Origin of the sequence: Methylophilus sp. 5 (assembly GCF_000515275.1) — a bacterium.
GTDB lineage: Bacteria > Pseudomonadota > Gammaproteobacteria > Burkholderiales > Methylophilaceae > Methylophilus.
Genome location: NZ_KI911560.1, coordinates 2,971,281 through 2,991,215, shown reverse-complemented (window position 1 = coordinate 2,991,215; position 19,935 = coordinate 2,971,281). Strand labels below are relative to the sequence as shown.

Sequence of the window (19,935 nt, the reverse complement as noted above, 5' to 3'; positions counted from 1 at the left end):
GTCATGGATAAAAAAATAGCCCACACACAGGCAGGCGTCAAAGAAGACACTTCAAATTTTAACGATAACAGCGCCCACAATCAACGCTTGAAAATTCTCGACTGGCTTTTTGAAAAGGACAGCATAACCACCGCCCAAGCCCGCGAGTATTTAGACGTGATGTCACCCGCGCCGCGCATTATGGAATTACGCAGGGCGGGTTATCAGATTGTCACGTTTTGGGATAACTGGACTAGCGAACACGGTATTAAACACAGAATTGGACGCTATGTATTAACCCAAAAACAGCCCGTAGAAGCGATTTAAAAGGAAGGTGATGCATGAATATTACTGACCTACAAAAACGCGCCTATGAGCTTTGTTTAAAGGCTGGCCGCTATGAAATTATCCCTGAATTGGCCTGCATGGATAGCTTGCAGCTTTCAGGTTTAATAACTTGGCTTTTAAGATTGCAGGAGAGTTAAGTCGATGGCCTCTAGTCATTTAATCAAACTAAAATCAAAATCGGGCAAGCATGGTGTTTTGGCAGCTTCCAAGCACAACAAACGGGAATTGCCACCTGATGCGCATATTGATGTTTCCAGAACACCGCTTAACTATTGTCTTGCAGGTAACGACACACCCGCGAATATTGCCACCCATGCAAAAGTGCAAATGCTGAAGGCTGGCATTGAAACACCGCGAAAAAATGGCGTGATGGCGGTTGAGGTTATATTCAGCTTACCGATTGAAAGACACCAGCAAGATACAAAACAGTTTTTTATGGATTGCTACCACTGGACGCTAAAGACCTTTGTGGGTGAGGTGCTAAGTTTTGATATTCATTTAGATGAGAGCGCACCTCATGCTCACGCCCTGATATTGCCATTAGTCGATGGGAAAATGCAAGGCAACAAGATGATAGGCAACACAGGCAATTTAATGCGCTTAATCAATTTGTTCCATGCTGAAGTGGCTCACCGCTATGGACTTTCTAAAAGCGATAGAAAGCGGTTAACCATAACGGATAGGCAAGCCCTTGAGCGTGAGGTTTTAACGCGGCTTAAAGCCGATGTAGTGATGCAATCAAGTGTTTGGGCATGTGTGCGTGATGCAATCCATAAAGACCCGTTACCTTGGGCACAAACATTATCAATCAGTTTGCAAAAGACCACCAGCGCAAAGGTCAAAAGCTTTGTAGACCATAAACGTAGCAAAGGTAAAGGGAGTTTTAAACGCTAAAAACGCTATATAGCGAATAAACGACCAAAAGCATAAAACGCTATCCTGTGTATAGCGTTTGCACTCCAAACATGATAATTGTGCGCTGGTGAAGTCATGAACAGATTAGAGATAAAACAACATAATCAAGCAATCATTGCGCTGGTGATAACTTGGCACAAAACCAGAAAGGCCATGCCTTTAAATTTAAGGCGTTTTTATTTAAGGCGACCTAGGCTTGGTTATAAAGAATTGGCCGAGAGATTGAACGCTGGCAATATACAAACCAGCCGTGGCAATCCGTGGACTTTTCGCAGCTTATACCGCATGATGCAAAGGCAGGGGGTAAGATTACACGACATTATAAACGGGCATTTTTAGCCTCCTTAAAAGGAATATTAACGATGCGAATATTGCGAAAGATTATTGATTTCTTTTCTAAGGCTACCACTCTTGATAATCACCAAACGATTAGAATAAGCTCTGGTGATCCTCTTTCCGCCTTCAAAGATGGTCAGGATGTCATGGAAAGCTTAGAATTTATTGCCACGCTACAGTTTAGAACGCCACTTAGAGTTTTAATGCTCGATGGTGCAAAACATGCCGACCCATTGAAACCACTCCCAGATATGCAAATTGATGAATGGCATGGGACATGGGTGCCTAAGCTTAAATCATGGCGAGAGCTAGGTTTAGATATTGATGAGCTTGAGGATAGCGTATCAGCTAGCCAAATAGGATATGTTGACAGGAAATCCTATTTACCATTTTTAATAGCCGTAAGGACGCAGGTTGAAAGTAAAGGCAGCATAGATGAACGTATTTATCAATTGCGTGCTGAATTACAAAAACAAAAATGGTCAGATTATGTACAAAAACATCAAGGCATTGACGCAGTAATAAATACTTTTTTCCCACTTTTTATTGATACCCTTCCAGGTTTAAGTGTTCCAGTGAAAGAGCAACTTACCTTAATTGGTATTAAAACACCGAATCAGCTATCAAGTGCTGGGTTCGATGTCTTAACGGCAATTAAAGGAATTGGTAAAGTTAAGGCTGCATCTATGAAAAAATATGCTGATGAAGTTGTAAGCAACAGAGACAATGAGAGACTCGATAGTGTGGATTAATTACAGACTCGACAAAAGAGAGTGACTTTAAAAGATATGTATATGAATGTGTATAACATGAAAATATATATATTTCAGAATGGCTTGAAACTGAGTGTTAAGAGCAACATTCGGTTCAGGCTCCGGCACCACTACAAAAACCAGCCTTAGTGCTGGTTTTTTGTTTTTTATCCTTTTATATCTTCTCAGCTTAACCTTGGTGTCACCTTAGTTCGTGTCTGCAGTCAGAGATGTCTGACACGCGCGTGCGACATCGTCTGATGCTTTTAGGTAACGTCTGCCTGTATCCTGATTCGCAAAGGATGAGCCCATGATGTCAATCAAACAAATCTGGCTGTTAAGTAAAACCGCTTTGACTGCGTGGAGCAATGACCGCGCGCAAAGCATGGGTGCGGCATTGGCTTATTACACGATGTTTTCAATTGCGCCGTTATTGCTGATTGTGATTTCGATGGCGGGCATTATTTTTGGCCAGGAGGCTGCGCGTGGAGAGATTTATGCGCAACTGAATCATCTGTTGGGCGAGCAGGGCGCGTTGGTGGTGCAAAACTTGCTGGAAAGCACGAGTCAGCCGACTGAGGGCATTGCAGCAACTACGTTGGGGCTTGTGTTGCTATTAGTGGGCGCGACTACTGTGTTTGGCGAGTTACAGAATGCGCTGGATAGCATCTGGAAGGCGCCAGCGAGAATGAGCGGTGGTGTTTGGAGCCTGATTCGCGCCAGGTTGTTATCTTTTGGCATGATTATGGGCATAGGTTTTTTGCTAATGGTGTCGCTTGTTTTTAGCGCAGGCTTATCAGCAATGAGCAAATGGTGGTCACCTGTATTTACTGGCTGGATAGTGGTTGCCGGCATTGTGAACTTTATTGTTGGTTTTTTACTGACAACAGGTATGTTCGCGTTGATTTATAAGATCATGCCGCGCGTCAATATCCGCTGGAGTGAGGTGTGGATTGGGGCGGCCATGACGGCTGCATTATTTACGCTGGGTAAATGGTTGATCGGTTTTTATATCGGCAGAAGTGCTTTTGCCAGTGGCTACGGGCCTGCGGGCGCATTGCTGGCGTTGTTAATCTGGATTTATTACTCAGCGCAAGTGTTCCTGATGGGGGCTGAGTTTACCTGGGCATATTCCCATATTTTTGGTTCACGCAAGGCTCAGGAGACCCCGCGGGCTTTAGCACAGGCTTTATCCAAGAATGGCGCAGCGATGCTTGCCACTCGACACCCGGTTGCTAAAACATAAGCGCGTGCCTGAGCGGCACACTAACTACCAAACCCAGAAGCCACGACTCCAGGCTTGTGCTTCTGCGCTACCTTCTGCATAGGGGTTTTCACTGTGATTTAACCCTGCAGTCGATGCATGCAAGCCTTCGTCATAGCATGCTTGCAGCAAGGCGTGATCGGTGTTGACGGCTGGCTTGGCCCCGGCAAAAAAATACAAATATCCGCTTAGTAAACCCATGATGTCACCCTCACTTATTTATTGTTGTTTTTAATAATGGCTTGATTATTATCTAGATTGTTTTAGTTTGCCAATAGTCCGATTAAGCTATTAATACAATCCGGCAAAGACTTTTCATATCCTTGCATTCAAGGCGCAATTTTGACAAAAGATTCTGTTTCTGCGTCATTCCACTGATATTAAACACTATATAAAATTGTATAATGTACTTGTCGTGTTCGGCTGGCAGGATGTTTCAAGGCGGCCAGAAGCCGATGCCGAACAAGTATTACCATTGAAGTCAGGAAGTTGTGTGATTTACGTAGAGTTAAAGACCGTTATTCTTAAAAAACAATTGGAGTGGGGCAGAACCATTACCATCACTGAAATTGCCGATGCGAGCGGTATTAGCCGCATGACCTTGCATCGCATGTTAAAAGATCAAACCTACAATGCCAGCACCGATCACTTAAATAAGTTGTGTACTTATTTGCAATGTGAGTTGTATAGCCTGGTGCGCTGGGAGCCTGATATTGCATTGCCGCAAGAGCATGTGGCCTAGAAAAAACCTCCGATATTCCCGGAGGTTTTTTATTGGGACAAGGTTTACGGCATCCTTCCCTGATTCTTGAATAAATCTTTTTACCAGTCCATCGTCTCTAAAAAGCATGGATTGACCTGCAATGCCAATGTTTATGCGGGTTGGCAAGCAATACATGTGTTTCATATATTCAGCTAACAGCGAAGATAGCTGGTGTTTGCCGCTTTTTTTAAGCAATGCAAACGACCGAGAGTTTTGAATAATAAGAGAAAATTTTTGGAATTCTCTATTTATGAAACTCTCGCCAGGCCATATGCAGTCTACTGCTGTGAATGCGCAGGATTGCAGCTATTGGATGCAAGCGCTGACCCAGGCCTGGAAGCAGGGGGCGTGGGCGCAATGTTTAAGCTTGGCGCAAAAGATTACCCGTGAGTTTCCTGAAGAAGGCTTGGCCTGGAAGTTATTAGGCAGCCTGTATCAACAACAAGATGCCTTAGCCTTGGCTGCTGAGGCTTTTTTGCAGGCCAGCAAAAGCTTAAAAAAAGATGCCGAGGTGTTGTATAACCTGGCTAATGTCTATGCGCAACTGCAAGAGCCTGCGCAGGCGATTAAATACTATCGGCAGACACTCAAATTGAACCCGGCGTTTAGCCTGGCTTATGCTAATTGGGCCAGTGTGCTCAAGCAAACCGGCCAATTAAAAGAGGCCGAAAAACTATTGCGCCGGGGCCTTAATATTCATCAGCAGGATGGTCGCGTTAACTTTGAACTGGCGACTTTGTTGCATGAGGCAGAAAAACCGCTGGAGGCGATTCAATACTATCGTGAAGCGGTGGCGATTGAACCTGGCAATGCTGTGATTTTTTTCAATCTGGCGCTGGCGCTGGATCAGTTGGGCAATACGGCGGAGGCGATTGCGGCTTACCAGCAAACGATTGCGATTCAAAAAGACTATGTAGAGGCCTACAGCTACCTGGGTGCACTCTATCTCAAGCATGGCGATGTAGAAGAGGCTGAGCAGTGGTTGCTGGCTGGCATAGCATTAAACCCTGCCGAGTTGTCTCTACTCAAAAATCTGGCCAAGCTGTATCGCGTGACACACCGCACCAGAGAGTATCAGGCCTATATTGACCAGGTCATGCAGGCGCAAGGCGTAAACCCTGAGATGCTGAATAACCTCGCCACCGAGATGTTGAACCAGCAGTTGTATGGCGAGGCTGAGACTTATTGCCAGAAAGCGTTGGCGTTAGACCCAGAAAATCCTTATGTGCAGGCTAACCTGGCGTTGATTGAGAATGCCAGAAACGCCTATGACAAAGCTTGCCTGTATTGTGAAAAAGCATTGCAGCAGTTGCCTGAGTCTGAAAGCATCTTAAACAACTACAGCATCAATTTGCGCATGCTGGGCCGTTATACCGAAGCGATCGTCTGCCTGGAAAAAGCGTTGCGTATCAAGCCTGAATTCATGCCTGCCTATATTAATCTGGCTAACGTGTATTTAGACATGGGCCAGATTGACACCGCTATTGTCACCTTGCAGCAAGCCTTGCAGATTGAGCCTACACACATGATGGCGCTCAGAAATGTGTTGTTTGCCAACAGCTATAACAATGGCTTGCCGCCGAACGAGAGCCTGGACTACGCCCACAGACTCGGCGCGGCCATGATGCATGATGTGACGCCATACGACAGCTGGCAGGTGCATGCGCAGGAACAACGTATTCGTATTGGCCTGGTATCGGCTGATTTGCGCAAACACCCGGTAGGCTATTTTCTGCATCAATGGTTGCAGGCTTTTGATGCCAGCCGTTTAGAAATCTATGGATATTCAACCGATGGCCGTGAAGATGCTTTTTCGCATGAGTTGAAAGATTTATGCAACCAGTGGCGCTCGCTGGCCGGATTGACCGATGCACAGGCGGCGAAACAGATTCGCGAAGATGGTGTGCACATTTTGCTGGATTTATCCGGTTTGTCTGGTGGCACCCGTTTACCGATTTTTGCGCATAAACCTGCACCGGTGCAGGCGACCTGGCTCGGTTACTGGGGGACGACTGGCTTGCCAGTCATGGATTATGTGATTGCTGACCCGGTGAGTATTGATGCGCAGGTGGCAACACAGTTCACCGAGCAAGTGGTACATCTGCCACATACACGCATGTGCTTTACTGCACCGCCTTGCGATGTTGCTGTGAATGCCTTACCGGCATTGACCAGCGGGACGCTGACATTTGGTTGTTTTCAAAACTACAGCAAGGTGAGTGACGACGTATTAGCTTGCTGGGGTGAAGTCTTGCAGGCCTTGCCAACGGCCAGCTTGTTCTGGCAAAGCAAGGCGTTTAATGATGGCCTGGTGCGCGAAGAAGCCTTGGCCAGGTTACAACAATACGGTATTGCCGCGGCACGCTGCACCTTATCTGGCATGGTGCCACGAGAAGAATACCTGCGTAATCATCATCAGGTGGATGTGATTCTGGATACGTTCCCGTTTACGGGCGGCACCACCACCTGCGAAGCCTTATGGATGGGCGTGCCCACCGTCACTTTGCTCGGAGACACTTTAATTGCCCGCCAGGGGGCAAGCTTTTTGCAGTGCGTGGGCTTGCATGATTGGGTGGCAACCAGCCGTGCTGACTACGTGCGCAAAGCGATTGCGCTGGCGAGCGACCTGGATGCGTTAGCTGCCTTGCGCGCGCAACTGCGTGAGCAGGTGCTGGCTTCACCATTGATGAATGCCGGGCAGTTTGCCCACGACTTTGAGCAATTACTGTTTGGCCTCTGGCAGCAAACACTGGCAGATTTAAGCCCTGAGCAGCTATTGGCTGCGGCCCCGGTGCAAGATGCTTTTGCCGGTGAGCAGCCAGTTTGGGTAGTGAGTGCAACGCGCATGACAGAACAAGCCTTTTGGCGTGAGTCTGCTTTGGGCCGGTCACTCAAACGGCATATGCAGCAGGATCAGCGCTTGGTGCCAGTGGTGGCTTATGAAAACACACGCGGCTTATCGCAAGTGTTTAATGAAGCGATTGCTGCCGCGCCTGACCATGCCTTGCTGGTACTGATACACGATGATGTCTGGCTGGATGAAAACGCTTTTGTACACACCATGCAGCAGGGCTTGCAGCAATATGATGTGATTGGCATTGCAGGCAATGCCCGGGTGCAGCCTGGCCAGCCTGGCTGGTGCTTTGTAGATTTGCAGTTCACCTGGGACGATACGCGCTATTTGCGTGGTGCCGTGAGCCATGGCCAGCATGCATTTGGCCCAGCCTCCAGTTATGGTGATGTGTCTGGTGAGTGCCAGTTGATGGACGGCGTTTTTCTGGCCGCACACAAGCAAACCTTGCTGCAAAGCGGCGTGCGTTTTGACCAGCAGTTTGAGTTTCATTTTTATGACCTGGATTTTTGCCGTACCGCCACGCGTGCCGGGTTGAAACTAGGCGTGTGGCCTGTACGCATGACACACCAGAGTGGCGGGGCTTTTGGCAGTGCGCGCTGGCGTGAAACCTATTTGAGCTATCGCCACAAGTGGGAACCCACTCAGACGCCAGTATCGACTGCCTTGCAAGACTCGATGGCCGAGGTATTTGACCTGGCTTCACGTGCACAGCAGCAGGGCGACCTGGAAACGGCCAGGCAGCTATACCAGGAAATTCTTGCGGTAGATGTCCAGCATGCACTCGCTACCCATAATTTGGGTTTGATTTACTGGCAGGCTAGGCAGCAAACAGAGGCATTGCGCTTGCTGGCGCAGGCTTATGCGCTAGCCCCAGCGCAGTGGCAGTTGTTAAGCAGCTATCTGACGGCACTCAAAAACAGTAATGAGACCGCCAAGCTGGAGCAAGTATTCGCGCAAGCCATGAGTAATGGCCAGCATGCACAGGCTTTGCAAGCGCTGATGCAAGACTGGCAGTTGCCAGTGCAAACGACCAATATACAGCCATCAGATCAAGTCCAGCAAGCATTGCTGGGCCTGTTCGAACAACAGCAATATGCCGAGATGGAAGGTGAATTGCATACCCTATTGCAGCAATATCCTGTCTGGCTCAGTGGCTGGAAAATGCTGTCTGATGTGTTAATGATACAGAAGAAAGATGCCCGCCTAGCGGCCAGCAAAGCGCTGGCGCTGAATAAGCAAAGCGCTGAAGAGCATTGCTACTACGGGCTGGTCCTCAAAGCACAAAATGAACTCAATGCAGCCGCAGCCGCCTTTGCCCAGGCCATACACCTGAAACCAGATTACGCTGCGGCATATAACAATCTGGGTAGTGTGCTCAAAGATTTGGGCGAGGTCGATGAAGCCATCAAGCAATTCAAGCAGGCGCTGCGCTTGCAGCCGCAGTATGCCGATTGCTTTAGCAATTTGCTATTTTGCATGACGCATGCCGCGCATGTGGATAACGAAGCCTTGTTGCAAGCGCATACGGCTTATGCCGCACTGTATGAGGCGCCGTTAAAAGCCGATTGGCAGCCGCACAGCAATACGCGTGATGCAGCACGTCCGCTGCGTGTCGGTTTTGTCTCTGCCGATTTGCGCGCGCATTCAGTGGCGCATTTTCTGTTGCCTTTGTTGCCTTCGCTGGCGCAGGACAGCACATTGCACCTGTTTGCCTATGCTAATTACGCACTGGAGGACGAAGTCACTGCCGAGATGCGTCAGTACTTCAAACAATGGCGCATGGTTTCAAGCGTATCCGATGAAGCACTGGCAGAGACCATCAGGCAAGACCAGATTGATATCCTGATTGATTTGTCCGGCCACACCTCTGGCAATCGCTTACTGACGTTTGCCAGAAAACCAGCACCCGTGCAGGCCAGTTGGTTAGGTTATTTGAATACCACAGGCCTGACGTCTATGGATTATTACCTGGCCGACAGTGCATTGTTGCCAGCCGGGCAGTTTGACCAGCAGTTTACCGAGCAGCTGGTGCAATTGCCGGTGAATGCGCCCTTTGTACCGCATCCACAGGCACCAGCCGTCAATACTTTGCCTGCGCTCAGCAATGGCTTTATCACTTTTGGCTGCTTTAACCGCCCCAACAAAATTACCCAAGCCACGGTGCAACAATGGGCCGCTGTAATGCAGGCTTGCCCAGGCAGCCGTATGGTAGTGGGCGGCATGGCAGAGGCGGGCGCATGTACGCATGTGCAGCAATGGTTTGCCGAAACGGGTATCTCGGCTGATCGCCTATCGTTTTATGCTCGCACCGATATGCGCAATTATTTGCAGCAATATCACTTGGTCGATATTTGCCTGGATACATTCCCGTCTAATGGCGTGACCACCACGGCCCATGCGTTATGGATGGGCGTACCAACACTGTGTGTGGCTGGCGACCGACTGGCCAGCCGTGGTGCCATGGCGCTGATGCAGCATCTGGGTCTTACCGACTGGGTAGCAGCAACCCCGCAGCAATTTGTACCACAAGCTCAATATGTATTGTCTGACCTGCAAGCGCTGGCTGATTTACGCGCCACTATGCGCGCACGTTTTGCGCAGTCTGCATTGGCACAAGCGACCCCATTGGCGCAAGCCTTGTCACAGGCCGTGCGCCAGATGTGGCAGCGCTGGTGCCAGGGGCAAGCTGCCACAAGCTTTGCTATTCCTTCCTTAACGCTGAAAGAACCTTCTGTTGCGCCAGGCGTGACTGAACCCTCTGATAAAGGTATCTCTATGAATACAACACTTAACCCACAAGCGGCACCGGCTAACGCACTGCAAGACTCGATTACTGAGGTGTTTCAGCAGGCGTTGCAAATGCAGCAACAAGGTGATTTAGCGCAGGCGATGCGCTTTTATCAGGAAATCTTGCGTATCGACGACAAGCATGCTGCCACGTATTTTCAGTTAGGGTTATTGGCACAACAAGCGGGCAAAGCAGAAGAAGTCTTGCCGCTGCTGGAGCAGGCTGTGATCCTGGCACCGCAACAACCTGCCTACTGGCAAGCTTACATTGGCGAGCTGTCGTTGACGGCACCCAAAAATGAAGTGCTGGATGTGATCACGTTTGCCCGCCAGAATGGCCTGGCCGCCGCTGATGCGGATGCATTGCAAGGCCAATACAGCCAGCCCGCGGTTGCCGCTGATGTTGTGCGCAAAGGGCCGTATATTTACCGTGCGCAAGACAACTTTTATCAGCGCGCGCAAAATGAGGCGTTTGGCTACCAGGATGTGGGCAATGCCGAGCAGCGCCTGTATGACATGATTCGCCAGTCCCGCGACAAGAGCGTGTTTTCGAGTGAGTTGGCCGCCAAGGCGACCGACTGGCCGAGTTACTATCACCTGACTTCACAACGTGCCAATTTGTTACGTCCGTTTGCTGACAAAATCGCCAACGGTAAAGTATTAGAGTTGGGCGCCGGTTGCGGCGCGATTACCCGCTTTTTGGGCGAGTTGGGTGGTGAAGTGGTGGCGCTGGAAGGTAGCCCGAATCGTGCGCGCGTGATCGGCCAGCGTTGTGTCGATTTGAACAATGTGACGATTTACTCTGACCTGATTCAGTCGTTTGAAACCGATGAAAAATTTGATGTCGTCACTTTGATAGGCGTGCTTGAATACGCGCAGGTCTATGTGAAAGAAGCCGATCCTTTGCGCTTTTTGCTGCAAACGGCCAAGTCTTTCCTTAAAGAAGATGGCATGCTGATCGTGGCGATTGAAAACCAGTTAGGCCTCAAGTACTTTTGCGGCGCGCCTGAAGACCATATGGGGCAAGCCATGTATGGCATCAATGATTCTTACAGCACGACCAGCCCGATCACGTTTGGCCGCGTAGAACTGGATGCCTTGATCCGCAGTGCAGGCTTTGAAACAACCGAGCTTTATGTACCATTACCTGACTATAAAACCCCTGTCAGCGTGATTTACCCGGAGGGTTTTAACCAGGCACACCGTGCCGCAGGCTGGGATGTAGGCGCATTGGCCGCTGGCTCAGTGGTGCATGACAGACAATCACCACGTCATCCGACATTTTCACTCGAGAACGCCTGGCAGGTGATTGCACGTAATAACCTGGTTGAAGATGTGGCCAACTCCTTTATGTTTGTGGCTTACCCGCAACGCCAGGCAACTAAATTGCACCCTGACGTATTAGCTGCGCATTATGGTTGCCAACGCCAGGCAGTGTTTAGCAAAGAAACCCAGTTTGTGCAGGCAGAGCAAGGCTTGGCAACGCGTACGCGTAATACTGGTGAAACTGCACAGTTGTTGCAGGCTGCGTGGGAGCACGCACCTTACCATGGCGGCCAGTTGTGGATGGACAAACTGACCCAGTTGATGAACCGCCCTGGCTGGCGTGTAGAAGACCTGGCGGCCTGGGCTGCGCCCTGGTTGCAAGGCCTGGAGGCCGCTGCGCTAACAGGCGGCAAAACCTTGCCAGAGTTTGCGGGCTATTCAGCCTTGCTGCCTTCACAGTATTTTGATGCGACGCCAACCAATTTTGTGATGGATAAAGCCGGGCAGGGCCATTTCTTTGACCTGGAATGGGATTTTGCTATCCCGCTACCAGTGGCTTTTGTGGCTTTGCGAGGTTTGTTCCTCACCTTGCACCGCGTGCGCAGTTGCGGCAAACCACATGCCAGCACGCCAAGCAACCTTGGTAGCTTGACGCTGGCGGTGCTGGAGGCCAATGGCTACCATTACCGCGATGACCAACTACAAGCGTTGATCAGTGTGTTTAACCGTCTGCAAAATATGACGCAAGGTGCGCCAGAGCATGTGGTGAATGGCCTCACGGCTGAGTTCACGCGTGCCGAGTTACCGGTGCGCCAACTGTTTACATAACAAGCAGCGCTGATTAAAAAAGCATGCACCGTGATGTGCATGCTTTTTTAATGCCTGTAGAACAGGTAGAACAGTCAGTCAATAAAAAATCCGGCATACGCAGGTGGCCGGATTTTAAAGATGCGGTATGGCGTGTTTTAAAACATGGTTTCCATGCAACGGCGAATATGCGGAATAGAGCCCACCGGGTTAGGTGTGTATTTGCTAAGTTTGGCCAAGGTTAACAAGGCCTTATCTGCTTTTTGTTGCAGGCAATAGACCTCTGTCAGGTTGCTGAGCGGAATCGTCGCATTTTCTTGTGCCAATAGTACGGCTTTTTCCAGCAGCAGCTCGGCATCTTCAAATTGGCCCTGGCTGACTAACAACGTCCCCAAGTCATTGTAAGGCTCCCAGCAACAACTTTCTTTTTTAATCAGCTCCAGCATCACTTGCGTAGACAGTTTCATATCGCCTTCGGCGGCCAGTTTTTCGGCATAGTGATAGGTGTTACGGTCAACCTCTACCTGAGATTTAATCGCTGGCGTCGGTAATTCTGTTGCGCCAGCGAGGGCGGCGAGAATGTTATCGGCAATCAAGGTGGCACTTTGCCCCAGGTGGGCAAACTGGTGTTGTTTGTTTTGGGCGAGTTGTTGCTGGTAGGTGGCGGCGTTTTGCAGCACGTCTTCAACCGTGCGGCGCAAGTCGGCTTTCACGGTTTTAATCACGTAGTCATACGGCACACTGGCCGGGCGCGGCGGATTGGTGTCTGGAATCAGCCAGTCGGTGACGGCAATGCCGGGCACATCGAGCAATAAGGCTTCTGTGAGTACACTAGACTCATCCGACACCATCACGTCGGCCAACCCTAAGCAATACATAATGCTGATTTCGCGATCAATCACATACACGTTATCGGCGCAATCGCGATGCAGTGCGTCCATCTCGTCGATGTTATTCAGCACCCAGCGGTATTTGTCTGACCATGGTGCTTGTTTTAGCAGCAGGTTGACTGGCAAGTCTTTCAGGCTTTGCACAAACTCATCTTGCTTGCCGTGGTTTTCCCATGATGGCGCATACAAAATAGAGTGCTCGTATTTTAAGCCCAGCTGCTCACGCAATTTTTGCGCTTCTTGTTTAAAGGTATCCTGATTGCGATAGACCAAATCAGCCTTGGGCCAACCGAGGTCAAACATACCTAGCTTGGGCTGCGCCTGCTTGAAATTAGCTTGTGTTTGCCAGCGCTCAACCCAGGCTGGGCCTGGCACAACGCCAATGTCAAAGGCAGACCAGGGCTCGTGGTGCCAGAAATGTGGCCAGATATCATGGCGCTGGGCCAAATCGTGCAGCAATATGACAGAAAATCCGGCATTGGGTTTGCAAGCATGCTCGCAGTAAACGCCAACCTCGGCATATTGCCTGGAGTCGGTGCTCCATTGAATCACATAGCCTCTGCTGGCGATTTCGTCGGCAACGGGTGCCAATGCCTGGCGTTCGCAGTTGTCAGTATAAAAAAAGGTGAACACAGGTTGGTGCGAAAGGGTATTCGTCATGATGGTTTATCCATGCAAGCGTTTAGTAAAAATAACACTAAAGCGAAATTGGCTTTGTGCATAATTGGGTACGCAGCTTTCAAACACCTGATGCGGTTTTTGCGGCAATTGCTGGCTAAACCATTCAGGGGTGTAATAGGTGTGGTGCAAGCCACGGTATTTTTCTTCATACTCGGCAACTGTCAGCGCATCGCGGCGGGCGTGCTCGCAGGCTTCGCGCGTGGCTGCATGTGGGATATCCAGAATGGCGACACCCACCTTGGCTTTTTGCCACATGGCCTGGAATACCTCGGCGGCCATGGCTTCGTCAAAGTAATGAAACACGCTGTTGGCGATCACAAAGTCATATTGGGGCTCGGTGGCCATGGTTTGTGCAGGCTGCGCCTGAAAGTCACCATCAGGCATGGCCTGCTGCGCGGCTTCAATCAGCCCGGCGGCATAGTCGAGGCCACCCACCGTCAATGTATGTTGTTGACGCAGCGCATATAAAAAAGCACCGGCGCCACAACCGACTTCAAACACAGAGTCACCAGAGCTAAGGCCCAGTTTATCACTGATACGGCGCGTATATTCCTGCCAGTCGGCCGGGTTGATTTTACCGGCGCCGCTATCAAAGCCATCCAGCGCAATCAAAGTATCCAGCGTGATGGCGTGCTGCGGTTGCAGCGTGCGTTTTTCCCAAATCTGTTGCCAGAGGTTACTCATGTATTTGCTTCCATTTTTTGACTGACGGCTTTGAGCACGCGGGCACGCAACAAGGTGCTGCTGATGCCTTCTGTGCGCGGCAAAATATGTAATTTATCGGCTGCAATCTGGTTGCTGTTATCGTGGCCGTGTACGAGCAGATCAATCTGGTGCAATTGTATAAACGCTTCATCCAGCAGCCAGGGGCTAGGCACCACTTCGTCTACGTCGCGCAGTGCCAGTAATACTTCGGCGCGTGCCGCATAATCAAGCTCAGGCTCGTAGCCTTTTTTGGCACGAATCTCTTCATCGGTGGTGAGCGCGACCACCACATGGCCTAATTGCTTAGCGGCTTTTAACAAGCGCACGTGGCCGTGATGGATCAGCGTGGCTGACATATCGACCATAATGCGTTTTGGCGGCTGCGTCATGGTTGTAGCTCCAGTAAATCGAGAATCGCCCCTTGTGCCGTGCTGCCCAGATGCGCTTCGCCTAAGTGGCAAACCACGCTGCCACGGCTAATGCCGCGTGGTTGGTACAGCACTGCACGCGCATCCTGGCTGCTCACTTTGGCATCGACCCAGGTGCACAACACTGGTTGGTAATGCACAGGGTGCGTGGCGTAGGTGGCAATCTTTTTCAGCATGTGTGCTTTGTTGATAAACACCGCTTCACGTAAATCAGCATGCTTGGGCAATACTTCGTATAAAGAGGCAATGGCGTGATAAGGGCCGGTCATGCGGCGTTCGAGGTGCGTCGTCAAGTTGAGGTAAAACGAGTCGACCTCGTGCTTGGGTAATTGATTAAAAGCAATAAACGCCGCGCCGGTGAGGCCAAACAAGCCTTTGCAAGAGCTGTAGGCAATCACATCGGCCAGGCCGTGGTCTGTCTCCAGCCCAATAGAGGCGGTGGCATCCAGCATCAGTTGCGCACCCACACGATCTGCCAATGCGCGCAAATCGGCAATCGGCAACAATAAACCGGCACTGGTTTCGGTATAGCAAGCGACGACCCAGTCATAATGACCACTGACGCTTGCCAGTTGTTGCCAGTCGCAGACAGTCACCAGTGACACTTGGCCAGCCGTGCGTTGCGCCAGTTGCGCAAAGCTAACCAGGCGCTGGGCATAATAGCCACTGTCTATCACCAGCACCTTGCCGTGCAAAAAGTTGAGGCTGGCGATTTCCAGCGCCAGGCTGGCAGAGCCTTGCAGGCGCGTAATCTGCGCATGGCCAGTCATGGTTTTGAGTGCGCTTAATACCGCGTCTTCAACCTGGCTGTAATCTAAATCTCCGCGGCCAAAACAGGGGCGCAGGCCAAGCAGGTTTTCTTCGAGCAAGCTCGCTGGCCCGGCGGTAAACAGCACTTTGTGCTGGTTTTGTGCGGCCACATGGGCGTGTATATTAGGGGAGGCTTCAAGCATATTCGGCCTCGGTTAAAAACTGCATAAAATCCTGCTTGTTTTGCGCCGGCGTGCGGGTGGGGCGACCGAGGTCAGCACGCGCGCCTTTGCGGCACAGCACTTCAATAAAGCTGCTTTTGCCGCTGGCTAATGTGTGTTGCAATGCTTGTTGCAATTGCGCTACGCCAGAGACACTAAATACCTGCGCATAGCCTGCCGCGCTGGCAATCTCGGCCAAGCCCAATTGCGCAGCCACCGTGGGTTGGCCGCCGACGGAGTCATGCGCGCCGTTATTGAGCACGATATGCAGCAAGTTGGATTGCTGGGCGCTAATGGTCAAACTGCCCATATGCATGAGCAGGGCGCCATCGCCATCAATACACACCACTTGGCGCTCAGGTTGTGCCAGCGCAATGCCGCAGGCAATTTGCGAAGCGTGGCCCATGCCACCAACGGTGAGAAAGTCGCGGCCATGCCCGGCCTGTTGCGCTTTTCTGAGTTCAAATAGTTCACGTGACGCCATGCCGGTGGTAGCGACCACCGCTGCATCTTGCGGTAAATCAGCCACGATGGCTTCAATCATGTGTTCACGGCTTTGCAGCGCTGGCAATTTATCTGCCAGTGTAGCCGCCGGTTGAGTTGCTGCACTGGTTTTTTTGTAAGGGGCAAAGCTTTGCTTACGCACCACCAGGGCAACCGGGCCTTGGCGTTTCATGGCCTGGCTTAACAGGGTTTGCAGCTGTTGCTGCGCCGTGTCGATCTCAGTAGACATGACTTGATAAGGCATGCCCATGACCTCAAGTTGCGGCAGCGTGATCTGGCCTTGTTTCACATGTTGCGGTTCATCATGAATTTGTGCGCCATCGGCAGACAACTCACCACGCCAGCCAACCACCAATAACATAGGAATGCCATACACCTGCGGATCAGCCAGTGAAGCGATCGGGTTGACCACATTGCCCAAGCCTGAATTTTGCATATAAACCAGCGCCGGTTGATTGGTTGCCAGGTAGTGGCCAATGGCTAAGCCAATGGCACCGCCCTCATTGGCCGCAATCACATGCTGGCCTGTAGCAAGCCTATCTGAAAAGCAGGCACACAATTCTTTAAGCAGTGAGTCTGGCACACCGGCAAAAAACTGCACTTGCTCAGCGTGCAGGGCAGTTAAAAAATCTTCGGCATCAATCATCATGGCGCTCCGCTTATTTGGTGCCTGGGATCAGTTCCAGCACATCGTTAATCGACATCAGGCTGGATTCTATTTCTGCTGTCCTGCCATTTTTGAGAATTTCCCTGGCGGCGTTTTGCATGGCCGGATATGCCGCGCGCATCATATGGTTAGCATAAATCACCAGGTTAAAGCCATGTGCCGCCAGCTCTTCTTCAGTCACTTTGTTGTAACTGGTGGGGACACATACCAGCGGGATCGTCGGAAATTCTGATTTGAATATCTTGGCAAACTCAAACACTTCGTCTGGCGCCTTCTGGCGGCTGTGTATCATGATGCCATCCACGCCAGCGCCGACATAGGCCTGTGCGCGTTTGACGGCATCGGCCATGCCTTTTTCCAGAATCAGGCTCTCAATACGCGCAATCACCATAAAGTCATCACTGACGCGGGCAGCACGGCCTGCAGCAATTTTTTCACAAAACGGTTCAATCTCGTCCTGCAACTGCGGCACTTCGTTGCCAAATAAAGAATTCTTTTTGAGGCCGATTTTGTCCTCAATAATAGTGGCCGAAATCCCCAGGCGTTCCATGCTGCGCACATTGAGTTCAAAGTGCTCCAGCTTGCCGCCGGTGTCGGCGTCCATAATTAAAGGTTTGGTGGTGACATCGAAAATGTCATTAATATTAGACAAACGGCTGTTGATCTCTACCGCTTCAATATCAGGCTTGCCGCGTGCGGTGGAGTCGGTCAGCGAGCTGGACCAGAAACCATCAAACTGGCAATTTTTGCCATTGCGCTCTGCGCTAACATGTTCGGCAATCAGTGCCGAGATCGGGTTGTGCGCTTCAATAAAGCGTGAAATCGGTTTGACGGTCAGTAATCTTTTCAAGGTGCGACGGCGGATATCAGGCGTGGTGCCCAACGCCTGCAGCTGCCCCAGCATTTCGTTAGAGGACACGCCACGCGTATAAGGAATCTCAATCAGGTGACCGCCGTATTCGGCCAGTGCCGCGCGGGCACGGTCACGGTAGGGCATCAATGGGCCTTCCAGCCAGTCGTCACCATGCACCATGATGTCCGGTTTGTATTTGAGCAGGTTAGGCGCGTAGTCCCATTCTTCTTGGGGCACCACATTCACCACACCGCGAATATTGCCGACGATCTGTTTACGTTGTTCATAAGTGAGGTAGGGCAGCCGTTTATGGTCTGCCACTGCCGCGTCTGATAACAGGCCGATGGTGACGTCGCCATACTTTCTGGCCTGCTCAATAATATTGATATGGCCATGGTGCAGAATGTCTACGGTCATCCCTACATAAACTGATGCCATGCAAAACTCCTTTAGTCTTTTTGGATACCTTATATAAGGTATGCGAAATGGATAGCCTGATTATCGTTGGCAATGCCCGGGAATGATTTGCAGATAAGCGCGGAAAAGCGGCCTTATATCTGGTGTGATATAGAGCGCATGACCAGCCGTTTAACGGGACGTGCTTTAAAAGCAGAATTAAGACTGATTCTCTATTTAGCTCGGTTAATGGTAACGGCACATCTTTTTATAAAATAGATTGATGTAAACAATTTTGTGCAGTGCTTAATGAAAGGCTAAAGATTTTGGTAACGGGGTCGTAAATAGTTTCAAGTGCATGATTGATCGAAATAAGAAATTTGCAACAAGTATTAAAGAAATTTCGCAAGCGGTCGATAACACAACTAACAACGCTAGATAGCAAACATTAAGTGGTAAATAGCGATCAACGTTGAAAGTAACATGACGATTTGACACTTAACTGGGTATACGACCTCTAAAGGAGATTTAACATGGCTTCAGTAATTAACACCAACTTGGCATCCTTAAATGCACAACGTAACTTAAACGCTTCCCAAAGCAGCCTGAATACTTCTATTCAACGCTTGTCTTCTGGTCTGCGTATCAACAGCGCAAAAGACGATGCGGCTGGTATGGCGATTGCAACACGTATGGACTCACAAGTTCGCGGTATGGATGTTGCAACACGTAACGCTAACGATGCGATTTCCTTCCTGCAAACTGCAGAAGGTGGTTTGAGCAGCGCAACAGATTCATTGCAACGTATGCGTGAACTGGCTGTACAGGCAGCTAACGGTTCTTACAGCTCTGGTGACCGTGCAAACCTGGATACTGAATTTGCGCAATTGAAGTCAGAACTGACTCGTTTGAGCACTGCAACCAAGTTTAACGGCCAGGCAGCATTCGGTGCGGGTTACAACTTCCAGATTGGTGCTGACAGTGGCGATACCATTAGCGTGTCTTCAGTAGCAGCGGCTTCTTTGTCTGGCTCTTTGTCAACAGCGGATGCAGCGTCAGATGCGATTACTGCGATTGACGCACAATTGACTGCTGTGAACACCAGCCGTGCGACATTGGGTGCTTACCAAAACCGTTTTGCTTCAGTCGTAAGCAACCTGGGTGTGGCTTCTGAGAACATGTCTGCTGCCAAGTCTCGTATCACTGATGCTGACTTTGCTTCAGAAACAGCCAAAATGACACGTGCACAGATTCTGCAACAAGCTGGTACTGCGATGCTGGCTCAAGCGAACCAGTTGCCTAACCAAGTGATGACATTACTGAGAGGTTAATCCATCACACGGTAACGCTAAATCCACAGGCCTAGACCCTGTGGATTTGGCCTAGGTAAAAGGAGCAACATCATGAGTGATTCATCTGTAAATGGTGTAGGTAGTAGCGTGCAGGGTGTGCAGGCAGCCAGTAGTTTGAAACTGGTGAAATATGCTGAATCATCTGCTGATAAAGCTGCAGCCGATGTAAATGACAAAGCTGCGATTAGCGGTGCTGTCAAAAAGTTAAATGAGTATGTAGCGCCAGCGTTACAAACGATAGAGTTTTCTATCGACGATGATAGCGACCGCATCATTGTGAAAGTGGTGGATACCGAAACCCAAAAGGTTTTACGCCAGATTCCCAATGAAGAGGTGCTAGCCATTAGTAAAACGCTGGATAAATTACGTGGGCTGGTGATACGACAGACAGCCTGATATTGCGTTTTAAAATACGGT

The 19,935-nt window shown here is 50.2% G+C and carries 16 protein-coding genes; 9 read left to right on the top strand and 7 right to left on the bottom strand.

Features of this window, described 5'->3' with window-relative positions:
- The first annotated feature begins 3 nt into the window (after window positions 1-3).
- From METH5_RS15135 to METH5_RS15130, 5 genes are all read left to right on the top strand, one after another.
- Window positions 4-306: a helix-turn-helix domain-containing protein gene (locus METH5_RS15135; protein ID WP_036308017.1), complete on the top strand. Its 303-nt coding sequence runs from the start codon at window positions 4-6 to the stop codon at window positions 304-306.
- A gap of 14 nt (window positions 307-320) precedes the next feature.
- Window positions 321-464, top strand: a complete 144-nt coding sequence (locus METH5_RS15705; protein WP_157381528.1) for a hypothetical protein — start codon at window positions 321-323, stop codon at window positions 462-464.
- A 4-nt stretch (window positions 465-468) separates the two neighbouring features.
- Window positions 469-1,221 (top strand): plasmid recombination protein, encoded by a 753-nt coding sequence (locus METH5_RS0114455; protein ID WP_029149177.1) that lies wholly within the window; start codon window positions 469-471, stop codon window positions 1,219-1,221.
- A 383-nt stretch (window positions 1,222-1,604) separates the two neighbouring features.
- Window positions 1,605-2,330, top strand: a complete 726-nt coding sequence (locus METH5_RS0114450; RefSeq protein ID WP_029149176.1) for a hypothetical protein — start codon at window positions 1,605-1,607, stop codon at window positions 2,328-2,330.
- Between the two features lie 310 nt (window positions 2,331-2,640).
- Window positions 2,641-3,576, top strand: a complete 936-nt coding sequence (locus METH5_RS15130; protein ID WP_232411070.1) for a YihY/virulence factor BrkB family protein — start codon at window positions 2,641-2,643, stop codon at window positions 3,574-3,576.
- A gap of 24 nt (window positions 3,577-3,600) precedes the next feature.
- Here METH5_RS15130 and METH5_RS0114440 read toward each other — a convergent pair whose 3' ends face one another.
- Window positions 3,601-3,795, bottom strand: a complete 195-nt coding sequence (locus METH5_RS0114440; protein WP_036308015.1) for a hypothetical protein — start codon at window positions 3,793-3,795, stop codon at window positions 3,601-3,603.
- A 196-nt stretch (window positions 3,796-3,991) separates the two neighbouring features.
- Here METH5_RS0114440 and METH5_RS0114435 point away from each other — a divergent pair, with 196 nt between their 5' ends.
- Both METH5_RS0114435 and METH5_RS0114430 read left to right on the top strand, forming a co-directional pair.
- Window positions 3,992-4,336 (top strand): helix-turn-helix transcriptional regulator, encoded by a 345-nt coding sequence (locus METH5_RS0114435; RefSeq protein ID WP_232411069.1) that lies wholly within the window; start codon window positions 3,992-3,994, stop codon window positions 4,334-4,336.
- 271 nt (window positions 4,337-4,607) lie between these two features.
- Window positions 4,608-12,092 carry a tetratricopeptide repeat protein gene (locus METH5_RS0114430; RefSeq protein ID WP_232411068.1) on the top strand — a complete coding sequence of 2,495 codons (7,485 nt, stop codon included), beginning with the start codon at window positions 4,608-4,610 and terminating at the stop codon, window positions 12,090-12,092.
- Window positions 12,093-12,229: 137 nt separating this feature from the next.
- Here the strand turns inward: METH5_RS0114430 and METH5_RS0114425 are convergent, their stop codons facing one another.
- Genes METH5_RS0114425 through aepX form a run of 6 tightly spaced genes read right to left on the bottom strand, consistent with a single transcriptional unit; the run spans window position 12,230 to window position 18,208 of the window.
- Window positions 12,230-13,621: a CDP-glycerol glycerophosphotransferase family protein gene (locus METH5_RS0114425; protein WP_029149172.1), complete on the bottom strand. Its 1,392-nt coding sequence runs from the start codon at window positions 13,619-13,621 to the stop codon at window positions 12,230-12,232.
- 6 nt (window positions 13,622-13,627) lie between these two features.
- Complete coding sequence (locus METH5_RS0114420) at window positions 13,628-14,326, bottom strand: trans-aconitate 2-methyltransferase (protein ID WP_029149171.1); 699 nt, start codon at window positions 14,324-14,326, stop codon at window positions 13,628-13,630.
- The gene (locus METH5_RS0114415; protein WP_029149170.1) at window positions 14,323-14,736 is read right to left on the bottom strand and encodes an adenylyltransferase/cytidyltransferase family protein; all 414 of its coding nucleotides are present in this window, start codon (window positions 14,734-14,736) and stop codon (window positions 14,323-14,325) included. Before METH5_RS0114415 ends, METH5_RS0114420 begins: the two co-directional genes overlap by 4 nt.
- Window positions 14,733-15,728 carry an aminotransferase class V-fold PLP-dependent enzyme gene (locus METH5_RS0114410; protein WP_029149169.1) on the bottom strand — a complete coding sequence of 332 codons (996 nt, stop codon included), beginning with the start codon at window positions 15,726-15,728 and terminating at the stop codon, window positions 14,733-14,735. The genes METH5_RS0114415 and METH5_RS0114410 overlap by 4 nt, the downstream gene beginning before the upstream one ends.
- The gene (aepY, locus tag METH5_RS0114405; RefSeq protein WP_232411067.1) at window positions 15,721-16,899 is read right to left on the bottom strand and encodes a phosphonopyruvate decarboxylase; all 1,179 of its coding nucleotides are present in this window, start codon (window positions 16,897-16,899) and stop codon (window positions 15,721-15,723) included. The genes METH5_RS0114410 and aepY overlap by 8 nt, the downstream gene beginning before the upstream one ends.
- 10 nt (window positions 16,900-16,909) lie before the next feature.
- Entirely contained in the window at window positions 16,910-18,208 is a 1,299-nt protein-coding gene (gene aepX, locus METH5_RS0114400; RefSeq protein WP_029149167.1) for a phosphoenolpyruvate mutase, read from the bottom strand.
- Between the two features lie 491 nt (window positions 18,209-18,699).
- On the opposite strand from aepX, the gene METH5_RS0114395 reads away from it, so the two are divergent.
- The gene (locus METH5_RS0114395) at window positions 18,700-19,497 is read left to right on the top strand and encodes a flagellin (RefSeq protein WP_029149166.1); all 798 of its coding nucleotides are present in this window, start codon (window positions 18,700-18,702) and stop codon (window positions 19,495-19,497) included.
- 72 nt (window positions 19,498-19,569) lie between these two features.
- Complete coding sequence (locus METH5_RS15125) at window positions 19,570-19,914, top strand: flagellar protein FlaG (RefSeq protein WP_036308012.1); 345 nt, start codon at window positions 19,570-19,572, stop codon at window positions 19,912-19,914.
- Window positions 19,915-19,935: the final 21 nt, after the last annotated feature.